Origin of the sequence: Caenibius tardaugens NBRC 16725 (genome assembly GCF_003860345.1) — a bacterium.
GTDB classification, from domain to species: domain Bacteria; phylum Pseudomonadota; class Alphaproteobacteria; order Sphingomonadales; family Sphingomonadaceae; genus Caenibius; species Caenibius tardaugens.
In genome coordinates, this window is record NZ_CP034179.1 from 1,008,086 (window position 1) to 1,027,398 (window position 19,313).

18 protein-coding genes are annotated in these 19,313 nt (G+C 58.4%); 5 read left to right on the forward strand and 13 right to left on the reverse strand.

The window, feature by feature from the left end; all coding sequences use genetic code 11:
- The 8 genes from EGO55_RS04650 to EGO55_RS04685 all read right to left on the reverse strand — a co-directional run bounded on the left by EGO55_RS04650 (position 1) and on the right by EGO55_RS04685 (position 8,274).
- Entirely contained in the window at positions 1-852 is an 852-nt protein-coding gene (locus tag EGO55_RS04650) for a ribokinase (RefSeq protein ID WP_021691836.1), read from the reverse strand.
- On the reverse strand, positions 849-1,292 hold the full coding sequence (locus EGO55_RS04655; RefSeq protein ID WP_021691837.1) for a cupin domain-containing protein: 444 nt from the start codon (positions 1,290-1,292) through the stop codon (positions 849-851). Before EGO55_RS04655 ends, EGO55_RS04650 begins: the two co-directional genes overlap by 4 nt.
- Positions 1,289-2,083 (reverse strand): creatininase family protein, encoded by a 795-nt coding sequence (locus EGO55_RS04660; protein WP_021691838.1) that lies wholly within the window; start codon positions 2,081-2,083, stop codon positions 1,289-1,291. The genes EGO55_RS04655 and EGO55_RS04660 overlap by 4 nt, the downstream gene beginning before the upstream one ends.
- Positions 2,073-2,861: a cysteine hydrolase family protein gene (locus tag EGO55_RS04665; RefSeq protein ID WP_021691839.1), complete on the reverse strand. Its 789-nt coding sequence runs from the start codon at positions 2,859-2,861 to the stop codon at positions 2,073-2,075. Before EGO55_RS04665 ends, EGO55_RS04660 begins: the two co-directional genes overlap by 11 nt.
- A complete protein-coding gene (locus EGO55_RS04670; protein ID WP_021691840.1) occupies positions 2,858-4,123 on the reverse strand; it encodes an MFS transporter in 1,266 nt (421 codons plus the stop codon). Before EGO55_RS04670 ends, EGO55_RS04665 begins: the two co-directional genes overlap by 4 nt.
- The gene (locus EGO55_RS04675) at positions 4,120-4,989 is read right to left on the reverse strand and encodes a TauD/TfdA dioxygenase family protein (RefSeq protein WP_021691841.1); all 870 of its coding nucleotides are present in this window, start codon (positions 4,987-4,989) and stop codon (positions 4,120-4,122) included. The genes EGO55_RS04670 and EGO55_RS04675 overlap by 4 nt, the downstream gene beginning before the upstream one ends.
- A 4-nt stretch (positions 4,990-4,993) precedes the next feature.
- Positions 4,994-6,085, reverse strand: a complete 1,092-nt coding sequence (locus tag EGO55_RS04680; protein ID WP_021691842.1) for an aromatic ring-hydroxylating oxygenase subunit alpha — start codon at positions 6,083-6,085, stop codon at positions 4,994-4,996.
- A 74-nt stretch (positions 6,086-6,159) separates the two neighbouring features.
- Positions 6,160-8,274, reverse strand: a complete 2,115-nt coding sequence (locus tag EGO55_RS04685) for a TonB-dependent receptor (protein WP_161566018.1) — start codon at positions 8,272-8,274, stop codon at positions 6,160-6,162.
- 389 nt (positions 8,275-8,663) lie between these two features.
- Between EGO55_RS04685 and EGO55_RS04690 the strand changes: the two genes are divergently transcribed.
- Positions 8,664-9,566 carry a LysR family transcriptional regulator gene (locus EGO55_RS04690; RefSeq protein ID WP_021691844.1) on the forward strand — a complete coding sequence of 301 codons (903 nt, stop codon included), beginning with the start codon at positions 8,664-8,666 and terminating at the stop codon, positions 9,564-9,566.
- Positions 9,563-10,252, forward strand: coding sequence for a TetR/AcrR family transcriptional regulator (locus EGO55_RS04695; RefSeq protein WP_021691845.1), 690 nt, complete (start codon positions 9,563-9,565; stop codon positions 10,250-10,252). Before EGO55_RS04690 ends, EGO55_RS04695 begins: the two co-directional genes overlap by 4 nt.
- On the opposite strand, the gene EGO55_RS04700 is transcribed toward EGO55_RS04695, so the two are convergent.
- The 5 genes from EGO55_RS04700 to EGO55_RS04720 all read right to left on the reverse strand — a co-directional run bounded on the left by EGO55_RS04700 (position 10,186) and on the right by EGO55_RS04720 (position 14,182).
- The gene (locus EGO55_RS04700) at positions 10,186-11,193 is read right to left on the reverse strand and encodes a bile acid:sodium symporter family protein (RefSeq protein ID WP_021691846.1); all 1,008 of its coding nucleotides are present in this window, start codon (positions 11,191-11,193) and stop codon (positions 10,186-10,188) included. The genes EGO55_RS04695 and EGO55_RS04700 overlap by 67 nt on opposite strands.
- Positions 11,190-11,570 carry an oxalurate catabolism protein HpxZ gene (gene hpxZ, locus EGO55_RS04705; protein ID WP_021691847.1) on the reverse strand — a complete coding sequence of 127 codons (381 nt, stop codon included), beginning with the start codon at positions 11,568-11,570 and terminating at the stop codon, positions 11,190-11,192. Before hpxZ ends, EGO55_RS04700 begins: the two co-directional genes overlap by 4 nt.
- Positions 11,570-12,925 (reverse strand): AtzE family amidohydrolase, encoded by a 1,356-nt coding sequence (locus tag EGO55_RS04710; RefSeq protein WP_021691848.1) that lies wholly within the window; start codon positions 12,923-12,925, stop codon positions 11,570-11,572. Before EGO55_RS04710 ends, hpxZ begins: the two co-directional genes overlap by 1 nt.
- On the reverse strand, positions 12,922-13,275 hold the full coding sequence (locus EGO55_RS04715) for a hypothetical protein (RefSeq protein ID WP_124916717.1): 354 nt from the start codon (positions 13,273-13,275) through the stop codon (positions 12,922-12,924). The genes EGO55_RS04710 and EGO55_RS04715 overlap by 4 nt, the downstream gene beginning before the upstream one ends.
- Before the next feature lie 283 nt (positions 13,276-13,558).
- A complete protein-coding gene (locus EGO55_RS04720; protein ID WP_021691849.1) occupies positions 13,559-14,182 on the reverse strand; it encodes a TetR/AcrR family transcriptional regulator in 624 nt (207 codons plus the stop codon).
- 123 nt (positions 14,183-14,305) lie between these two features.
- Between EGO55_RS04720 and EGO55_RS04725 the strand changes: the two genes are divergently transcribed.
- The 3 genes from EGO55_RS04725 to EGO55_RS04735 all read left to right on the forward strand — a co-directional run bounded on the left by EGO55_RS04725 (position 14,306) and on the right by EGO55_RS04735 (position 19,200).
- Positions 14,306-16,300, forward strand: coding sequence for a flavin-containing monooxygenase (locus EGO55_RS04725; protein ID WP_021691850.1), 1,995 nt, complete (start codon positions 14,306-14,308; stop codon positions 16,298-16,300).
- 68 nt (positions 16,301-16,368) lie between these two features.
- On the forward strand, positions 16,369-17,427 hold the full coding sequence (locus tag EGO55_RS04730; protein ID WP_021691851.1) for a hypothetical protein: 1,059 nt from the start codon (positions 16,369-16,371) through the stop codon (positions 17,425-17,427).
- Between the two features lie 240 nt (positions 17,428-17,667).
- Positions 17,668-19,200 carry a hypothetical protein gene (locus tag EGO55_RS04735; RefSeq protein ID WP_021691852.1) on the forward strand — a complete coding sequence of 511 codons (1,533 nt, stop codon included), beginning with the start codon at positions 17,668-17,670 and terminating at the stop codon, positions 19,198-19,200.
- Positions 19,201-19,313: the final 113 nt, after the last annotated feature.

Below are 19,313 nucleotides of genomic sequence, written 5' to 3' on the forward strand. Positions count from 1 at the left end.
CTATAGCGCTCCGTGCCGCTGAACAGATGTGGCAGCAGCCGCATTCGCCGCCGCCAGAATGGAAGTCCAATCGCCGCCCGCCGCCAAATGCGCGGCCAGCGTTCCGCAAAATGCATCGCCCGCACCTGTCGTGTCAGTCACACGGTCCACCGCCGCAGCCGGGCTATGCATTATGGTATCATGGCTGATCAGCGCCGCCCCTTGCGCGCCGAGAGTGACCACCACACATTGCCCCGGCCGGGACAGGAGTTCGCGGGCACGGGCAAGATCGTCGACCTCACCCTTTACCCCCAGATAGCTGGCCAGTTCGACCGCGTTGACGATCACAACGTCTGTTTGGGCAAACAGAACGCGTCCGTCTGCGACAGCCGGGGCAGCGTTGAGAATGCACAGAGCGCCTGTTCGCGCGGCGGCATCGAAGAACGCCCCGATAGCCGGGACCGGCGTTTCAAGTTGCGCCAGGGCGACCGCGCAACCGCGCAGCGCGGCTTCATCTGGCGGGGATGCCGCCGCATTGGCATGGGCCGCCACGACAATATGGTTTTCGCCATCTGCCCCAACCGTGACATAGGCCGCCCCGGATTGCATGCAGGGTTGTACAGCCACGTCGCTGACATCCACTCCGTGCCCATGCAATTGCGTGTAGAGCAAGGCCCCCGCAGCATCATCCCCCAAAGCGCCGAACATCCGGGTCACCGCCCCGCTCCGCACCGCAGCCACGGCCTGGTTGGCGCCCTTGCCGCCCAAACCCGTGCCGGTACCGAGAGCAGGGACTGTCTCGCCACGGCGGGGAAGCTGCTCAACCCGCAGCATATGATCGCAATTGATGGACCCGAAAACGCAGACCGTCATCCCCCACCGCCCGCACACAGGACAGCGCGATCCGCGGCATCAAGCTCCACCGGTTCCCCCCTGCGGATCAATTCCGCAAACCCCTCGTTAGGGGTCATCACGGTCAGCGTATAAAGCCGCCCGCTGCCGGTGTTTTCAATCACATGTTCGGTGCCAGGCCTCAGCAAGAGGGCGTCTCCCTTGGCCACTGCGAAGCTATCTCCGCCGCAATGGGCGATGCCCTGCCCTTCCAGAACATAGAAAAATTCGTGCGCAATCTGGTGGCTGTTGGGTGGGGTTCGTCCGCCCGCCTCAAAGATTTCAACCACGCAGACATTGGCAAATTCCTCTGTCTGCGGATCGAACAGTATCGCAAAGTAATTCGTGTCGTCAGGGGCTATACGGTAGGCCTCGCACGCGCCGACACGCGCCAGCAGCGCAGGGGGCAGCAGGGTGGTCATGGTCGTAACTCCTGATCGAGCAGGGGAAAGGCGCTGACTTCGCCAAGCAACCGCGCCAGACGCCGCGCAGCATAGTCCACCGCCTGCGCGCCCTTCTCCGCCGTAGCGATCGCGGCATCGCCAATCGCACCGGTGGGGTTCACGTCCTGCGTCATCCAGCCGATGCCAACGGCCCCTTCGAGACGCAGCACCTCGTATTTTTGCGCGATGGCCTGGCCGGCGGAAGGGAAGGTGCCGGCCAGGCCCGTGCGCACCGCTTCCGGGCGCAAATGCAGCATCATCGATGTTTCGATATCGCCACCATGAATACCGAATTCGAGTTCATCATCGCCGAACAACCCATCGGGTGTGCCAAGCCCATAGCTGTTGGCCACGACCACCAACGCGCCAAAGCGAACGCGCAGGTCGCGCGCCACGACATCGGCGATCTGGGGCTGACCACCATGCGAATTGAACAGAACGATCCGGCGGAAACCTGCGCGCAGAACGCTTTCCGCCACTTCGGTCCACAACGCGATCAGCGTTGTTGCCCCCACTGTCAGCGTGCCGGGGAAGGCCGAGTGTTCGTTGCTTTTGCCAATCGCCAGCTGCGGCAAGAGATAGACCGGCAGATCATCGGGCACGAAGGCCGCCGCCGCAGCGATAACCCCCGCATTGAGATCGCTATCCACCGACACCGGCAAATGCGGCCCGTGCTGTTCGATGGCAGCGACTGGCATCACCGCCACCGCGCGCTCAAAATCGATCTGCCTGAAATCGGGCCAGGTCAGATCCGTCCAGTTAGCCAGCATCAGCCCTGCCCCCTGCCTGCAAGGCAATCTGCCGCATGACATCGCTGCTCTGCGCCACCATGCCGAAACACTGCTTGATGTTGTAAAGCGTCGCATCAGTGCAGAACGCGGGCGATGTGGTAGCGCTGCAATCATCGAGCAGGATGCAATCGTAGCCAAGAAAATTGGCATCCTGCAGCGTGCACATCACGCATTGATCCAGGTTAACCCCGGCGAACAGCAGCGTTGTCACGCCCAGATTGCGCAAGATGCTGTCAAGCGGGGTATCCCAGAACCCCGACATACGGAATTTGTCGATATGGATATCGTTCGGCGCAGCCGCGAGTTCATCGACCGTGGCCGCCGCCCAGCTCCCCTTTTCCAGGATCGGCGCGCCATTGGCGGGCAGCGGCGCGCCCAACCCCACGCCTTCGCCATTGGGATCGTAGACCCCCAACAGCGCCGGACTGATGTTGAGCAGATCGGGCCGGTTGCCCCAGTTGACCCACAGTACCGGCACCCCTGCCGCGCGCAGCACCGGTAGGCACTGCGTAAGTGGTTCGATCGGCACGCGCGCCGGGGCGATATCGACCCCGATGGAGGCCAGCCAGCCATCCGCATGACAGAAGTCGTTCTGCATATCGATCACCAGCACGGCGGTCCGCGCCATATCCAGCCGCACACTGCGTGGCTGCGCCGGAATTTCGATGGCCCTGACCGGAAAGTCCGGCCGGACAAGATCGGCACATTCCGGCGATACCCGCCACCGGTTACGCGGGGTGGAACCAAGCGGGTTCATTGGCCATCCTCCGCCATGCGAGGCCGCTTGGCGAAGAAGCTCGCCAGCAGGATGAGCGCCGGGAAACTGCCGAACAGCTGATAGGCGAGCGTAAACGACCCGGTCGCATCGCGGATCGCACCGCCGATCAGGGCATTGACTGCAGAAAAGGCCACCAGCGTGCACATGATGGAGAACAATTCGAGGTTATGCTTCTTGCCGAACCATTCGAGCAGCAGCAGCGTTGACGACAGTGCGGTAAAGCCGATGCCCACACCGGTGATCAAAGCGTAGATCAGCAACATCGTCGTTCCCTGCGCGCCGGACAGCGTCCAGACGCCCACTGTCAGGCAGGTCAGGCCGATAATCATCAGGGTCTTGCGGCTGACAAATTCGCCAATCGCGCCGCCAAACAGACGCGCAATCACCTGCACGGCGGCTTCAAGGCTGAGCATGGCAGCCGCAACGGCCGCAACCGTACCCGTTTCGCTGAGATGCGCCACCGACATGCTGGCCACCGAACTAAGGATCAGCAGCTGGCTGAGATAGGCCCCGCAAATCAGCCAGAATTGCGGCCTGCGCAGCGCATCGCGCACCGCGAACCCGGTTTCCTCCTGCACGGCTGCGTCGCCTGTTCGTTGCTGCTTGTGCGTCTCGCTACCCTTGCTGACAACAGCAGCGCAGATCAGCCCCATGACAAACACCGCCGTGGCGAGGATGACCCACACCATGCGCCAGCTCTGATCAAAGGTTTCAATAGTGCCCAGTACGATCCACGGACCGGCGACACCGCCGAGCGAACCCGATGTCATGTAAATTCCGAACACCAGCGACCTTCGCGAAAACATGCTGGAAAGAACGTGGGTTCCGGGGATCACAGCGATCAGCTGGAAGCCGATCCCACAAAGCATCGCCCCCAGCAGGAAGGGGGGAATGGCGCCGACCTGGCTCAGGGTCAGAAGGCCACCAGACAGCACAAAGCTGCCGAGAACAAGCGGTGTGCGCACCCCCATGCGACGGATCAGCAGCGCGGGCAAGAACGACGAAAACGCGCTCGACACCCCCAGCAAAGTGAACCCGAGCCCGGCCACTGTCCAAGACCAACCCTGATCCGCCACCATCGATGGCAGCGTTACGCCAAGCGCGGAAAAGGTGGACGCGAAGCCAAGGAAATTGAGCAGAGAGAGGCACACCAGCACCATCAGCGACCAGCCCTTCACCCCGACTTGCGCAGAAGCGGTTCCGGCGGAGCCAGTCCGCGGGGCGCGCACCGCGGCGGTCATGCGGCCAGTCCTGTTTCGCCGTTGACCCACAGGCGATAAACAAGCCGGGTATAGGCCTTGTCGTCGTACTCGGTCGCACGGTGGAGCGAATAGCGGTTATCCCACAGGAGGATATCGCCCACTTCCCACTTGTGGTTGTAAACGAACTCGTCACGCGTGGAATGGGCGATCAGATCGCGCACCCGCTGGCGGCTGGCCTCGGGGTCCTGGCCCACAAATTCGCGGATAGAACCACTGCTGAGATAGAGACTGCGGGCACCGTTTTCCCGTTCGAGCACCAACGGGTGCACAACATCGGGCGCGCGTCGCTTCTGGTCTTCAGTGACCACGGATTGCGCCTGTGGATCGAGCTGGCCGATCAGGAAGACAAAACTGTGAAGCGACTGGATCTGGTCCAGCTCGGCCTTTTCCGCGTCGCTCAGCGCCTCATAGGCCGAATGCATATCCGCCAGCATGGTGTTGCCCCCTTCGGGTGGGGCTTCCAGCGCATAGAGCACCGTCGTGTCGAGCGGTTCTGCCAGATACGTCCCGTCCGAATGCCAACCCAGACCATCGCGGTGAACACCGATCTTCCGGCCATCGACTTCCTTGTTCGACAGCACATAGATCGTCGGATAACCGGGCAGCGTGAACTGTTCCCGGGTGTGGTTCTCCATGGTCCCCAGCGTCTGGCAGAAACGCACCAGCTCGTCGGGGTTAAGCGTCTGGCCACGGATCGCCATCACGCTGCCACTGCGGTAGATTTTAGCCAGCGCGGCCAGTTCCTCATCGCTCGCCTGAGCCAGATCGATGCCGGTGATTTCGGCACCGAAGCCATTGCCAATAGGTGTGACGGTGAAAGTGTCTGCAATTGCGGTGTCGGGCATGGGCTTAGTTCCCTTGTGCAGCGAGAAAGACGGAAGGTTGGGATACGGCAGTCACGGGTGAGCCGCGAAAGCGTGCGGTGTGTTCGGCACGCTGCTCCTCTTCCCCGTGGTCGCGCAGCAGCCGCAGCAGGCGTTTGCGCACAATCAGGCCCGGCTGGTCGGAAATCATGGAGCTTTCTTCGCCCGTACTGGTGTCGAGCGGCGCGTCGTAATCGGTGGATTCAAGGATTTCCTTGTCCTCGTCGATCACCGCCTGATCCCACGCGATCAGTTCCGCCGTGCTGCAATCGTCTTCGCGATCGTTGCGGAACAGAATCTGCGCGATCGAAATGCTCTGGTCGTCAATCGGTGTCGCGCAATTGAAGATGATGTGGCGCATGCCGGTGGGGTATTCGATATCCAGCCGCCGGCTGAACGGCAGATACCAGCGGTTACGCAGCCGACGTTCGATCTCCGGCTCGGTGGTTCCGGTCACCCGGTGCGAAGCGGGCGGGTTCAGCACATCGACCACCGCGTCTGCCTCGAAACCGAAATCGGTTTCGGTCATCTTGTAACGCTTGGGCACTGGCTGAGCCATGTCGCCAAAGGTGCCCTTGTGGACGAAAGCGAAATGCGCGTTGTCGAATGAGTTTTCCATGAAGCGCAGCGGCGAACAGTGCCACACTTCGTGGAACTGCTGGATGCGGCGAAAACCGGGCTCGCTGTCTTCTGCAATCTCCGGGATATCGGCCAGCGGTTCGCCCAGGCAAACCCAGACATAACCATAGCGCGCCTTGCAATGGAACGATTCCACCCGGAAATCGGGTGTGGTCTGTCCCTGCTTTTGCTGGGGAACAAGCGTGACCTGCCCGGTCCGGTTATAACGCCAGCCGTGATACCCGCAGACGATTTCGCCCTTGGCACACCATCCCTTGGACAGCTTGGCGGTGCGGTGGCAGCAACGGTCGAGAAGCGCGGCAGGTTCGCCCGCTTCATCGAGAAACAGTACAATATCCTCGCCCATAATCCGGAACGGTGCCGGGCCGTCTGCAATCGCAGAGAGCGGCACGGTCGCGTACCAGAAGTTCTTCAGTACGGGCTGTTTGGTAGTCAGCATTTGTTTGTCCTTGTTGTGGCCGACGGAAACGGAGGGGGATGTTTCCGCCGGCCATCCTCTCGCGGAGCGGTTCTTCAAAACGCGTAGCTGATCGTCCCGAACACTTGCCGCGGATTGACGTATTCGACGCTGGTGGTCAGCGCACCGTAAGGGTCGGTGAACTTGGCATTCACGCCATCCTTGTTGAACAGGTTCTGGGCAGAGACAGCGAAGGTGAAGGCGCTGTCATGCGGCTTGAACTGGATGGCGGCGTTGAACAGCGTGTAGCTCGGCACCTTGTCCAGCGGACCGCCATCGAAAATGCGCGAATTGAAGCTGCCACGGTACACCATCTCGCCGCGCACCATGAGCTGGCCAGGACCTATATCGGTATCGTACGTGGCCGAGACATTGGCCTGCACACCAGGCAGCTTGGCGACCTTGTTGCCATTGGTGTTCTGCAGATTGTCGGTGACCGCCTGGATCAGCGCCGGGTTATATCCGTAGCTGGTGATATAGGGCATCGGTAGGCCGAGCTCCATTGCCGCTTCGGTGCGGATGGCCAAAGCCCCCTGGGAGTCGATGGTATAGAAGTCCCCCTTAAACTGCCCCTTGGCGAGCGACAGCATCCCGTCCAGACGGAACCCTTCGAACGGCAGAACCGATGCCTCCACTTCAAGCCCGTAAATTTCCGCCCGGGGAATGTTCCAGCTCCCCCCCGAATTGACGCGGGGGTCTTCGGCCGTGAACTGATAATCGTTGTACCAGTAGTAGTAGCCTGAAACGTTCAGACGCACCTTGCGGTCGAAGAATTCATTCTTCGTGCCCAGTTCAAGCGCGGTGACGATCTCCTTCTTGTAATCCGGCGGCACCACCGTCATGCCCTGATTGGTGTTCACCCCGCTCGGCTTGTAGCCGCGCGACGCCACGAAATAGACCATGTTGGTAGGCGCGATCCGGTAATCGATCCCGATCTTTCCGGTGAAGGCATCGCTAATCGACTTGCGATGCGGTGCAGGACCGAACAAGTTGAAGAAGTTATATGGCTGGGTCGTTGTCTTGTCCCAGCTGTACCGTCCTCCCGCCGTCAGCGTCAGGGCATCGGTCGCCTTCCATACCGCTTGGCCATAGGCTGCCAGCGAAGTGTGCTGGTACGGGCTGTTCGTAGCGAACACGACCGGCATGCCCTGATAGGTTACCGCAGGCGTATTTCCGAGCGAGAGGTAATCCTTCACTGCGCGCTGGCGCATGTAGAACCCGCCCACGGTCCATTCGACCGCAGATCCCGGCTTGGCGCTCAGCGATACTTCCTGCGTCCAAGCCTTGCTCCAGTCGCGCCAGTGGACGGTATGGACATAGAAGTCATCGGCCATACGATCGGTATCGGCGGTCTGGTTCTTGTCCATGTACTGATAAGCCGTGACCGACTTCAGCGTGGCGAAATCACCCAGATCGTATGTCAGCAGCAAATCAGCCATACGCGTCTTCAGATCATAGGTACTGGGATAGTCCTGATTAACGACGCGAGCACCCGGCGTGGTGTCCAGTACATTCTTCTGCAGCGCGCCGTGGCGCGAGGAATCAAACGACTGGGCCGAAAGGACGGCGGTAAACCGATCCGACGGCTGCCACAGAAGCGATGCCCGAAGGCCAAGATTGTTGGCGTCATCGAGGTCGTATTCCTTGACGTTGGCAACCCCGATCGACTTGCCGTAGCCATCGTGGCGCATGTATTGCGCCGCCACGCGGGCTGCCAGCGTCTCGCTGATGGGGATGTTCAGCCCGGCATTGAGCTTTGTATAATCATAATTGCCATAGCTGAAGGACACGTTCCCGCTGGCTTCGCCCAGCTTCGGCTTGCGGGTGATCACGTTGATCGCACCGCCGGTGGATGTCTGCCCGAATACCGTGCCTTGCGGCCCGCGCAGCACTTCCACCCGTTCGACGTCCAGCATGTCCTGCGCCAGCGACATGACGTGGGCAATGTAAACGCCGTTGATGTGAAAGGCGACGCCCGGCTGCGAATTGGGGTTGGCGGGGGTTTCATACCCGATCCCGCGGATGGCCACGATGCGGGCCGACCCTTCGCTCTTGGTGATCGCCAAGCCCGGAACCAATCCGTTGAGATCGTTCAGTTCGTTGGCATTGCGCTGTTGCAGCGCTGCGGCATCGACGGCCGTAATGGAAATCGGCGCACGTTGAAGCGACATTTCCCGTTTCTCGCCAGTAACGACGATTTCCTCAAGACCCGTTGCGCTGGTAGAATCCGCCATATCGGCAGAAATATCGGAACTCGTGTTAGCAAATGCCCCGAAAGCAAGAGAAAAGTACGAAGCACCCGTTAATATAGATACAGTCAAACGAACATTATTCATTACACGCGACCTCACTGTTTTAGTGGATCACTCCCACGAATATTTTGTTATTTTTTATGATTCATTGTTTGCGACCCGAAGGACTACGCCTTTTTAACGACGCTCTTTCCCTTGGCTCGAATCGAATAGACCATAGATAAGTGCCATCCTGAAGAACTCTTTTACTCTCGGAGTGATGCCTTTATGATCTCACTCAATTATCCCTGAACGAGTTATCCGACATCATGCTTCATGCCCGCCTGCTGCGTTATATTGATGAGGTTGCCCGGCGCGGATCGATCCGCAAGGCAGCGGCGCATCTGAATGTCGCGTCGACCGCGATTAACCGCCAAATCATTGCTTATGAAGCAGAAATTGGGACACAAATCTTCGAACGCCTGCCGCGTAGCGTACGCCCCACAGCGGCCGGAGAAATTCTCCTGCGCCATATCCGCGCTACCCTGAAAGAGCACGACAAGGCCCAATCCGAAATCGCCGCGCTCAACGGCTTGCAGGCCGGAACGATCACAATCGCCACGTTCGAGAATCTTGCAGCCAATCTCATGCCGCGAGTCACCCAAACCTTTCGCCGGATTCATCCGCGAATCCAGGTTAGGGTTTTTAGTGTTTTTCGCCAGCAACTTGCTGCAGGCCTCGCCAGCGGGGAATGGGATCTGGCGCTGGGTTACAACATTTCCGATGTACCCGGCTCAAGCGTATTGCATCAATTCGAAACCCGCCTTGGTGCGGTTGTCACGCCGGATCATGCCCTCGCTGCCGAAGGCGAAGTGCGCCTGCACGAATGCATCCACTACCCGATTATCGTGGGCGATCCGTCCATGAGCATCCATGGCATTGTCCGCGATGCTTTCATGCAAACCAACCTGCCCTTCCAGCCCCAGATCGTATCCAGCTCCGTCAGTTACATGAAGGCGCTGGCCCGCGACGGTGAAGGCGTGACTTTTATGACCAAGATCGACATCGTGGACGAAGCGCGCCGGGGGGAACTGGTCTATCTTCCCATTCTTGATCGTGGGGTCCGTATGCAGCCGCTCAGCCTGATTTATCGCAAGAATAGCGCCATTGGCTCGTCGGTCAGCCGTTTCGCCGAAGAAGTGCGCGTGGAACTGGAACAACAACTGGCATGAGCACCAAGGCAACACCCCCGCGCAAACGCGATGCCGATCGCACCCGCGCGCAGATTTTTCGCGCAGCCACCCGCGAATTTGGCCAGAATGGTTACGCCGGCGCGCGGATCGAGCGGATTGTCGCGCGTTCAGGATGCAATATCCGGATGATCTACCACCACTTCGGATCAAAGGCAGACTTGTACCGCGCCGTCGTGGAGGAGGCCTACGCCGACTTGCGCATGCAGGAAGCTGCGCTCAATTTCGATCTGTCCAATCCATTGGGCTGCCTCGAACAGTTGCAGCGCTTCACCATGCAGTATTTCGCTGAGCATCCCGATTTCGAAGGGATTATCCGTTCGGAGAATGATCTGCGCGGACGCGTGGTCAGCACTTCTGACACAATCAGCCAGTCGCGAGAGGCGCTGAACACCCGTCTTGCCGAAATCGTACGTGCGGGTGAAAGGTGCGGCCAGTTCCGCCCGGGCATCGATCCCCTCGATCTCTATGTCACGATCACGGCGCTGGCCCGGTTCCATCTTGCCAACGGCTATTCGCTCTCGGCGGTTCTTGGCACCGATCTGCGCGATGTGGCATGGCGCGCCCGTTGGAGCGACCATGCCGTCGACCTGATCCGTCGCTATGTCACCAGCGGTTCAGGCGAAGCACCGCCCGAGGATTCTGCTTTTTCCGCCGCAACGCGATAACGCTGGGCCAGCACCGCGCAAATTACGAGTTGCACCTGATGGAAAATCACCACGGGCAGTAGAATGGCGCCGACCTGCTCCGGTGCGAACAGCACGCCTGCCATCGGCACGCCCGAAGCGAGGCTCTTCTTCGATCCGCAGAACTGCAGCACAATGGCATCGGCGCGCGGCAATTTCATGACCAGCGCGGTGACGCGGGCGATCCCCATGACCACGGCCAGTACCGCGACCGACAGAAGCAGGATCACAGCCAAATCACGCACCGAAACCCGCGACCAGAGGCCATCGGCAACCGCGGCTCCGAAGGCTGCGTAGACCACCATGAGAATGGAGCCCTTGTCGACAACGGCCAGCATCTGTTTCTGCCGCGTGACCCAAGCGCCTATCCATGGCCGCAGCAAATGCCCTGCCAGAAATGGCAACAGCAACTGCCCCACAATGGTCAGCACCATGTGCCCCGACACCCCGCCGCTTTTCCCGGTGATCAGCATCGCCACCAGCAGTGGCGTCAGCAGGATACCCGCGAGATTGGAAAAGGACGCGCTGCACACCGCCGCCGCGACATTGCCCCGCGCGATCGCGGTAAACCCGATCGACGACTGCACTGTGGAAGGCAACAGGGTGAGGAACAGCAGTCCTGTTGCGAGTTCACGATCGAGGCCCGGAACAACTTGGATACCCGTACCCAGCAACGGAAACACCGCAAAAGTCATGGCCGCCACCGCCAGATGCAGCCGCCAGTTGCGCGCACCGTCCCACACTGCCTGACGTGACAGCCGCGCGCCATGCAGGAAGAACAGTACCATGATGCCGATATCCGCAACTATGCCGGAAATGGGCGCCCATATCCCGGTCGGCGGCAGGAACGAGGCCAGCACCACCGTGCCCAGCAACATCAGCAGATAGGGGTCGATATAGAACCGCGCGAGCAGAGCTTTCATGATCCGGCACCTTCGAGCGAGACGTGCGCGCTGACGATTTTCCAGCCATCGACAAAGCGCACCCATGTCTGGCTCTGTCGGCCACGCTGCGATGAGCCATCGCGGAAGAATTCGACGTTGGTCGTCGCCAAATCGTTGCCGTAGCTGGCGATTTCGAGCCGCCCCAAGCGCCTTTGCGGTGATCCGCCCCGCCCCTTGCGGAAGGCTCGAATTTCATCTGCTCCATAAAGCACTTCACCAACACCGAAGCGAACGGTTGTGGGAGCATCGTGGAACAGGCTATCCATCGCAGCGACATCATCACGCATCAGCGCATTTTCATAGCGTTCGAACTGGGCAGTTACTTCCGCCACAACGGCAGGATCGTTGATGATCATCACGCGGCCTCTGGCAAGGGAGTGCTGGCTATCAGGCCTTGGGCCTCAAGCTGAGCGGCAAATTCGAGCACGGTATGGTCACATCCCGGCGCGCCGATGAGTTGTACCCCCATGGGCAGACCCGGCACAGCGAGCGGCGCAGCCACCACGGGCAGCCCGAGAAAACTGATCGGCTGGGTATAGAGACCAAGGTTGGCCCGTGCGGGCTGCATAGCGCCATCGATGGGGATCATCGGATCATCGATCAGCGGCGCGGGGCCGTATACCGCCGGGGCAATCAGCACGTCGTATTGCCGAAAAATATCCGCAAACTGGGCGGCAAAGACCGCGCGGTACGCCAATGCCTCCTGATAGACCGCTTCGGGCAAGGCCGCACCCGCGATCAGGCGATCACGCGTGGCCGGATCAAACGAGAGAGGATCGATCCGCAAGCCGTCGCGATGCAGTTGCCCCCCTTCATAGGCGGTAATCAGATAGGCCGCTGATCGTGCACGGTCGACCCCTTCCAACGCGACGATAGGGGCATTGCCCAATCCCTCCCGCAGTCGGCCGATCGCTGCCTCCATACCTGGGGACAGATTGCGGGCAAACCATCCGTCGAGAAACGCCGCACGGTGCGACGCGGCAGGCACGGGCTGGGCATCTCCGCGCAAGACGGCTTCGACCAGCGCAAGGTCACCCGCTGTGCGCGCAAAGGCGCCAATGTCATCCAACGTATGGACAAAGGGGTAAACCCCATCGCGCGGCAGCGATGCATGCGACGGTTTGGTGCCATAGAGGCCGCACAGGCTTGCCGGAATACGAATGGAGCCATTGGTGTCCGAGCCAAGCGCAAGCGGCACCATACCGGCTGCAACCGCCGCAGCGGAACCGCCCGACGATCCACCGGCAAAACGGCTGAGATCATGGGGGTTGCGCGTTTGCCCCCAACGCGCGTTGTCTGTGACGAAACCATAGGCAAATTCATCCATGTTGCAGGTGCCCACCAGCACAGCCCCTGCCTGGCGCATGCGGTCAATTGCTTCTGCATCGCGGGTCGCGGGCGGAGCATGTTCCAGTCGCGCTGCCCCAGCCGTGGTGGAAAGCCCGGCAATGTCGAACAGATCCTTCACCGCATAAGGTACGCCAGCCAAAGGCCCCGGATCGCGCCCCTCTGTAACCGCAGCATCGACAGTGGCAGCTTCCGCCAAAGCCCTTTCCTCCAGCACGCGCGTTATCGCATTCACTGCGGGATTGCGGAGGGTAATGCGCTGCAAAGCAGCCTGCGCGACAGCAACTGCCTTCACTTGCCCACTACGTACTGCAGCGGCGACAGCGAAGGCAGATGCGCCGCCTGACAAGGTGTACTCACTCATGCCGCAGCGCCCCGCATCGTATCGATATGATGTTGCAGCAGCCGTACATTGCGCATCACGCCTTCGCGGCATTCTTCCGGGATACGCAAGCCGATTCGCTCTGAAACATGTCGCTCAACCCGCGCATTATTTCTAGAAATATCATTTAAATACTGCATTTTAACACCCAAACCCGCACTCTCGAGGACCACAAGTAATAAAATTATTATATGCCAGAATGCGCGGTTGCCAAGGGGGTAAAAGGATGGCCCCGCACCGTTGAACACGAGGGTGAAGTTCTCGAGCGCTATGCGACCAGAAAACGCGACAAAGATGCGGCTTTGCGGAAGGTTCTGAAGCGTCACGGGCAAGCTGACAGATCGTCACCGGCGGACCGTGTTCCTATCCAGCGGCGATGAAGAACCTGGGCAATTTCGGCAGGTCGTTATCTCAGGAACCATACCGAAAATTCTCATCGGCCATTTCAGCGACGAGAGCGAGCAATGCAACGACTTCGGCAGTCAGACATTCCGACTTCGCCACTCGACTGCCCTCGCCGAGTGGCAAAATCGCATCGGATGATCCTCAACGCGCGGTGATCCCACGTTAGAAACGAGAGCAGTTCGCAACGCACCGACAACGCCCTGGCGTCGATCACAATTTATAAAAGTGACTTATTCCAGAAATGAATATGTCTGCCGCAATCTGCGCCTGTGTTGTGGCAATTTCCTTGGTAAGAGGGGGGCCGCCGAACAAGACACGGCGTTGCCATTCACCAAATGCCATGGATACAAACTGTGGCGCCAGGAGCTTTGCCTGATCACCGCTCATGTTGTGATCCTCCAGAATTCTCGCAACAGGTGCCACCTGATATCTTTCGAACTGTTCCCGCGCGATGTCTCGCAGCGCATCGAATCCGTTGGCTTCACGAAAAATCAATGTCGTGATCTGCATCGCTTGAGGTGTCGATAGCTGCTCTTGCATGGCAACTGTGTAGTTCACCAACTGAGAGTGAAGGTCGCCAGACAGCTTCGGGAGCGTAGGTTGAATGGCGTGCCCGGAATGCTCCAGACATGCGGCAAACAAGGCAAGCTTGTCTGGATAGTAGTTGTACAAAGTGCGGCTGGAAATCTCAGCTGCTTTCGCGATATCGCGCATGGATGCCGCACTGAAACCCACGCGCGCAAACTCATCGAGTGCTGCGAGAATCAGATTTGCCCGCTTCCGCTCCGCCTGCTCCGGGCTTGGGCGTCCTGCTCGGCTTTTCGGTGAACTCATGCCTGCCCTGTTGCCCACTTGCACGAGCGAGGCAAGCCTTCGCCGGGCATTTGACTAATTACACACTAGGATGTAATTATTGGGCAAGAGCGTAATAAGCTCACCAAAAAGTGGAGCCAGAGGATGCATGGTACGAAGGTAATCAACACGATGGATGGCGAACCAAAACTCGATTGTGCAATAGATTCACTCGACCCCATTATGGCGCTAATGGCCCTGATCCAGATCACCGGGGATCGGACATTGCTGCGGCACTACTGGGATCACCTAGAGGGTCGTCAAGAAGGGCACGTTGAAGCCTTCAGAGATATCTATGAGCATGCCGAGCGGAGGCTGGTTGACCCTTTGATCTCTACCGAAATTCGAGAAGCTCTTCGCGCTGTGGTGAAGGCCGGCAAGTCGCCACTGATGCCGCATCTCGACATGCCAATGTTTCGCAAAATGGCGCGACTTTTGCTCGGCAAAGATTTGCCTGAAATGTCTGTTGAGGTTGCATTCCAACATGCAGGCTTCACAACCGATACCCGTATTCGCAAGCCCGAGAATGTGCCGCCGGCCGACTTTAAGGTGCTGGTTGTTGGCGCTGGAATGATGGGGATCAACGCGGCAATAAAGTTACAGCAAGCCGGGTTCGATTTCGAAATTCTTGAAGGCTTGGAAAAAGTCGGTGGCAACTGGCTGACCAACACGTATCCTGGTGCTGCTGTTGATACGCCGAGCAGGGTCTATTCATTTTCGTTCGAACCGAACGCATCGTGGACAAAGTACTATCCCCGAGGGCCAGAATTCCTCTCATATCTCGAGAGGGTGACCGACAAGTACAATTTGCGTGACAAAATTCAGTTTGGAACTTGGGTCGAGGGTGCCGAATGGGATAGTTCGCGCAATGTGTGGGTTGTGAAGGCCGTTCGTGACGGCGCGCGCGAAATCCACGAATGCAATGTGTTGCTTATGGCTGTGGGCCCGAACAACAACCCCAACTACCCCAACGTCCAAAATCTCGACAAGTTCAAAGGGCCGGTGATCCATTCCGCCGCCTGGGACCATTCGGTTGATCTCAAGGGCAAAAAGGTCGTCTTGGTGGGCACCGGATGTTCAGGCGTCCAGGTGTCGACGGCAATTGCCGATGAAGTCGACGAACTGGTGATCATACAAAGGCAGCCCGAGTATATTATTCCCAACCCGCAAGCGCATGCACCGGTCGAAGAACTGGAAAGATTGGCGATGGAGCAAATCCCGTTCGTGGCGAACTGGAAGCGATTACAGAGCCTCGAAAGCCAAATGGGTGACATGCATGGCATGATCATGAAGGATGAGGCGTATGCCCGGCAAACCGGTGGGTTCGGGCCAATCAATGATGGGATGAAGGCCTATGCCAATGCCTATCTCCAAAGCCACTTTCCCGACGATCCGGACATGGTGTCATTGCTGACCCCCGATTTTCCCGTCTTTGCCAAACGCCCCATTCTCGATTGCGGCTTCTACGAAACCCTCAAGAAAGACCATGTCTCCATTGTCCGCGGTGAACTCGTGGAAGCTGACGAGAGTGCCGTCATTCTGTCTGATGGCACGCGCATCGAATGCGACGTGCTGCTCCTTTCAACCGGCTACAATCTCCATTTTGGCCGGCAGTTCGATATTCGTGGCCTAGGTGGAAAAACGCTGAATGAGGCGTTTGATCCGCATCCTTTCAGTTACGAAGGCATGCTTATCACAGGGTTCCCCAACTTCGTATTCATGGGCGCGCCTTACAGTTATCTCGTTGCTAACCACGCGGTGGTTAGCGAACAGCAGGTCCACTACATTATTGAACTGTTACAGTGGATGGTCGACGATCATCTATCGACATTTGACGTCACGCCCGAGGCAACCAGGGCCTTTGTCGATGACGTGGATACCGCACTCCAGAACACCGCCTGGGTCCAGTGCGGAAGTGCTCATGGATACTACCGCGACCGTGGCGGGGATGGGCAAAAGAAGGTCATTCTTGCAATTCCGCGCCACAATTCGCGTATCTGGCACGATTTGCGATCGCCTCGCCAACAGGATTTCCATGTCACGTCCCGCGCTGATGCGCAGCGTGTGCCGACACGCCAAATGCACATGCTGACAATCTGATCACTTGCCGGGCCGGATCAGGTCACATCCGTCCCAACAATTATTCTAAATAGCAGGAGAACCGAGATATGCTCCGCGAGCTTGCAGAGAATTTTCGCCCCGTTGCACCACCGCAGTTAATCGATGATGCTTACACCGATGATCAGCACAGTCGCTTGCTCAACATTGTTCGGAAAAACGGGCCCTGGCCCCTTATCATGGCTGAAAATTTCAGCACCCCTGAGGAAGTTATCGCGACAACGTCCGGTACGATACCGGAAGGTGTCAAACTGACTTGGGATATGATTGGGCTGAACCCGGTATTTCGCGGATATCTCGCCCGGGGCGGAACGTGCTTCTATCCTGAAGTTGAAGACTGCTACTACAACTCACGCTTTCTCGAGCTTGTTCGCAACTACTGGGATTGTCAGTATGCTGAACCGGAAACCTTCTTGTTCAACATACAAGGTCCGACGCCGATCGGAGGCCCGCCGCATCTGGACGGCACTGTATTTCGTGGCATGACCATGGAAAACACGCCGCTCTGGCTGTTGTTGACCATGGCGAAATCACGCTTGTTTGACCGTTGGCGCTCCAAAAAAGGGCAGGTCATCGCATGGTATTACAACGGAAAAGTTGGCGGCGGGTTTAACTGTTGGCCAAATGGTCCAAGCGCTGATCCCTATCAGATCAATGCTCCCATGTGGGGTAAAGCGGTCGTTGTTGAGAACGAAATGATGTTCCATCACGGACAGGCGACCGGTCCGGTATCCATGCGGAAGCCGGAAGGCATGGACATCACGACGAAGTTCGCCGCTGATCCTGAAAATCCAACGGGGTGGCGGCTCGAAACATTCGGCAAGGTAAATCAGCATGTTCCAGCACAGGAAATGCGTTTCCTCGTCCATTGGGGCGCACGTCTGTTCAAGGACATGGACGATTTTAAACGGACGTACGAACACACCGATGACATCTGTGCAGAGACTGCCATTGGCATGTTGATGGACGATATGGGGAAGCGCGGGATCGCGTTCGACGTCCCGACTGATCCCTTGCATGACAACGCTTTTGTTGGCCTGCTCAGCCAAGCTTACGATATTGGTGGACCGCAAAACATTCCGCCTGACGCTCTCGACGTGGCAGCCTGATCAGCTTGCCAGGTTTCCACTGTGGCGGCGGGACGCCGAAGGCCGCCTGTTTGAGCTATGCTGCGGTCCATTCGGGCCATGGCACGAATGTGGGTGTGGCGACGGTTCGATCGATCGTTGTGTCCATGCGATGGGCATGTACACCGCACATACGTGCTACCACGGGGAATGGATGTCAGAAATTGAGCCGCTAGCTGCAATTATCACAGCCAAGTGACGCATGGTTTGATGGAGGGTTCCTTGAAACATATCAGGCTGTTTACTGCAGCGGCTATTTTGTGCGGTTCGACTACGGTTGCCGGTGCAAAACAAGAACCGACAGCGTTATCGGAACTTTCCACGCTGCCCAAGATCGCCACAGTCGATGCGCGTTTCCAATCGTACAACATTGAAATGGTTGAAGTGACCGGCGGCCGGTTCTGGGCACCTTATGGCGGTCCCCCAGACGAAGTTTATCGTCATCGCGACCCTCTCGATCTGCGCAATTCACGCTTGCAGTCGCTCGCGAAGCATCTTGGACCTGCATATATGCGGGTCAGTGGCACCTGGGCGAACAACACCTACCTTGAAGCCGAGCATGAGCATCTCACTCAACCACCCGAGGGTTACAAACAGGTTCTTACCCGGCAACAATGGCGTGATGTCATTGCCTTTTCCAAGGCGGTAGATGCACCAATTGTTACCAGCTTTGCAGCAAGCGGCGGGGCCCGTGACCACGACGGCAGGTGGCGGAGCGAACAAGCGCAACGCATGCTTGATCTTACCCGCAAGGAAGGCGGAACCATTGCCGCGGCTGAGTTTTTCAACGAACCGAACGTGCCAAGCGCGACCCTCGGCATGCCCAAGGGCTACAATGCAGACAATTACGCTGTTGATTTTCGCCAATTCAGAAATTGGGCGCGACAAAATATCCCGACTATGAAAATTCTCGGGCCCGGCGGTGTTGGCGGTGACGGCCTTGGCGGCGGCATTCCTGTCAACGCCTTTGGCGGCGGCCACATCAGCACCGAAAGCCTGATGCTTCGAACTCCAAACAGCGTCGATGCCGTATCCTACCATTTTTATGGTCAGGTTTCTGAACGTTGCAGGATGTTGAAGATTGGCGAGGCAATCAAGGACGATGCACTCAAGCCGGCATGGCTGGATGCGACGCTTGCAGATCTCAAATATTACAACGGGCTTCGCGACAAATATGAACCCGGCAAACCCATATGGAACACGGAAACAGGTCAGGCTGCTTGCGGTGGATCCCCTTGGGCCGCAACCTTCCTCGACACGTTTCGATACGTAAATCAGTTGGGCATTCTCGCGCAAAAGGGTGTGCAGGTGGTGATGCACAACACGTTTGCCACCTCAGACTATGCACTGATCGACCGGGACACAATGGACCCCCGGCCGAGCTATTGGGCGGCAGTGCTGTGGAAACGAACGATGGGGCAAGGGGTGCTGGCATCACCCCGTTCGCCCTCACCCGACCTGCGTCTTTACGCCCAGTGTTTGCCAGGTGCCCACGGTGGCGTGGGGCTTGTCGCGCTGAACATCGGCGCCACGTCGCAAAGGCTGGCTTTCCCATCTCAAGCGCAAGCATGGGTAATGTCCGGCGTTCCCCTCGATACGACCAAGGTGAAAATTAATGGAAGGTCTCCGATACTGGATCAGCAAGGACGTATCCGGAGTTTACGGGGTGTTGCCGTCAAAGGCAGCTTGTTACTGCCCAAAGAAACCGTAACCTTCATCGCAGTGCCTGGTGCAGACAACGCAGCGTGCCGTTGATCACGCGAGCGAAGTTCTTGAAAGCTATGTCACCAACACCCGCGATATGGCAAGGCGTGACGCGTCCAGTGGAGAGCGGTTCGCACAAGGCTGACAGCACCTAAACGACGCAG

Bases quoted from the DNA above. Each gene is read 5' to 3' on its own strand.
- EGO55_RS04650 (WP_021691836.1), bottom strand. From the start codon at position 852: ATGACGGTCTGCGTTTTCGGGTCCATCAATTGCGATCATATGCTGCGG.
- EGO55_RS04655 (WP_021691837.1), bottom strand. From the start codon at position 1,292: ATGACCACCCTGCTGCCCCCTGCGCTGCTGGCGCGTGTCGGCGCGTGC.
- EGO55_RS04660 (WP_021691838.1), bottom strand. From the start codon at position 2,083: ATGCTGGCTAACTGGACGGATCTGACCTGGCCCGATTTCAGGCAGATC.
- EGO55_RS04665 (WP_021691839.1), bottom strand. From the start codon at position 2,861: ATGAACCCGCTTGGTTCCACCCCGCGTAACCGGTGGCGGGTATCGCCG.
- EGO55_RS04670 (WP_021691840.1), bottom strand. From the start codon at position 4,123: ATGACCGCCGCGGTGCGCGCCCCGCGGACTGGCTCCGCCGGAACCGCT.
- EGO55_RS04675 (WP_021691841.1), bottom strand. From the start codon at position 4,989: ATGCCCGACACCGCAATTGCAGACACTTTCACCGTCACACCTATTGGC.
- EGO55_RS04680 (WP_021691842.1), bottom strand. From the start codon at position 6,085: ATGCTGACTACCAAACAGCCCGTACTGAAGAACTTCTGGTACGCGACC.
- EGO55_RS04685 (WP_161566018.1), bottom strand. From the start codon at position 8,274: ATGTCGCTTCAACGTGCGCCGATTTCCATTACGGCCGTCGATGCCGCA.
- EGO55_RS04690 (WP_021691844.1), top strand. From the start codon at position 8,664: ATGCTTCATGCCCGCCTGCTGCGTTATATTGATGAGGTTGCCCGGCGC.
- EGO55_RS04695 (WP_021691845.1), top strand. From the start codon at position 9,563: ATGAGCACCAAGGCAACACCCCCGCGCAAACGCGATGCCGATCGCACC.
- EGO55_RS04700 (WP_021691846.1), bottom strand. From the start codon at position 11,193: ATGAAAGCTCTGCTCGCGCGGTTCTATATCGACCCCTATCTGCTGATG.
- hpxZ (WP_021691847.1), bottom strand. From the start codon at position 11,570: ATGATCATCAACGATCCTGCCGTTGTGGCGGAAGTAACTGCCCAGTTC.
- EGO55_RS04710 (WP_021691848.1), bottom strand. From the start codon at position 12,925: ATGAGTGAGTACACCTTGTCAGGCGGCGCATCTGCCTTCGCTGTCGCC.
- EGO55_RS04720 (WP_021691849.1), bottom strand. From the start codon at position 14,182: ATGAGTTCACCGAAAAGCCGAGCAGGACGCCCAAGCCCGGAGCAGGCG.
- EGO55_RS04725 (WP_021691850.1), top strand. From the start codon at position 14,306: ATGCATGGTACGAAGGTAATCAACACGATGGATGGCGAACCAAAACTC.
- EGO55_RS04730 (WP_021691851.1), top strand. From the start codon at position 16,369: ATGCTCCGCGAGCTTGCAGAGAATTTTCGCCCCGTTGCACCACCGCAG.